The organism is Massilia frigida (assembly GCF_011682175.1).
GTDB classification, from domain to species: Bacteria; Pseudomonadota; Gammaproteobacteria; order Burkholderiales; family Burkholderiaceae_D; genus Telluria_A; species Telluria_A frigida.
The window spans coordinates 1-401 of record NZ_WHJG01000186.1 but is presented as its reverse complement, the minus strand read 5'-3'; the positions used below and the strand labels follow the sequence as shown (position 1 = coordinate 401).

1 protein-coding gene is annotated in these 401 nt (G+C 58.1%); it reads left to right on the top strand.

Annotation, left to right across the window (positions count from 1 at the left end):
• On the top strand, positions 1 to 401 hold a 401-nt coding region (locus F2P44_RS34605; protein ID WP_167094630.1), incomplete at both ends, for a transposase.

Sequence of the window (401 nt, the reverse complement as noted above, 5' to 3'; positions counted from 1 at the left end):
TTCCCGACCGAACTGATGGTTCGGGTCCTGCTGATCCAGCAGTTGTTCAACCTGAGCGACGAACAAATGGAATTCCAGTTGCTCGACCGCCTGAGCTTCCAGCGCTTTGTTGGACTGCGTTCCAGTAGTCAGATACCGGACCGGACAACGATCCGGACGTTCAAGGAGCGCCTGCTCAAGGCCGGTGCCAGCGAGAGTATCTTTGACGCCGTCAACCGCCAGCTTTCCAGGCATGGCTACATTGCGCGTGGCGGCCAGATGGTCGACGCGAGCATCGTGCAGGCGCCGAAGCAATCGATGAGCAAAGAGGAAAAAGCACTCGTTGGAGAAGGTGCCATGCCAATCGACTGGAAGCCCGCAAAGCGCCGGCAGAAAGACATGGATGCGCGCTGGACCAAGAA